Below are 723 nucleotides of genomic sequence, written 5' to 3' on the forward strand. Positions count from 1 at the left end.
TCTGTACACAGAAACGCTGGCGCCCACCAGCCTGCAAACCGTCGACCCAGGCCTCGCAAATCTGGATGCCCTGCTCCGGCGTAAAGGTGCCCGGGTTAAGTCCGGATTCCAGCCACAGGCCATCGAGCAAGGCGCTGAGACTGATCGCGGCGAGATCGGCGTCAAAGTTTTCCCAGCCCTCTTCCTGCGCCAGTTCCATCAGCACCTTGCGCAAGATGCCACGGTACTCGCCGTAGGAATGATCGTGGGCCTGGTTGATTGCCTCGGCAGTTTTCACCGCACCCCAGAACGCCAGCCAGGCATCGATCAACTGCGGATCGAGCAATTCGGCGGAGAACGAACCACGGAAAAACGCCGACAACCGCTCCCGGGCATTGGGCGCCGCCTGTTCCATGGCATCAAGCAGCAGGGTCATGACCCGCCCGGTGATCGCCATGTAGGCCTCGGCCACCAGTTCGTCCTTGCCGGAATAGTGATGACTGATCAGGCCAACCGAGACACCGGCCTCGGCGGAAATCTTGCGGATCGAAGCGCCCTGGAAGCCATGGCGCTTGAGACACACCAGCGTCGCCTCGATCAGATTGGCCTTGCGCAACTCCGGTTCCATGCGGGAAAAACGGGCTTCCTGATTCATGGCGACATGCTCCTGGATTCAGTCATGAGGGCTCGTGTATTGGCTGCGAGCTGAACGACTGTACAGCAAGAGCACAGTGATTCTCCAGT

At 60.0% G+C, this 723-nt stretch carries 1 protein-coding gene; it reads right to left on the bottom strand.

From position 1 onward, the window contains the following. A partial coding sequence (locus F2P67_RS27435; protein ID WP_166226362.1) for a TetR family transcriptional regulator C-terminal domain-containing protein occupies positions 1-634 on the bottom strand: 634 nt, incomplete at its 3' end. Positions 635-723 lie beyond the last annotated feature (89 nt).

The organism is Pseudomonas atagonensis (genome assembly GCF_011369485.1).
In the GTDB taxonomy this organism is placed as follows: domain Bacteria; phylum Pseudomonadota; class Gammaproteobacteria; order Pseudomonadales; family Pseudomonadaceae; genus Aquipseudomonas; species Aquipseudomonas atagonensis.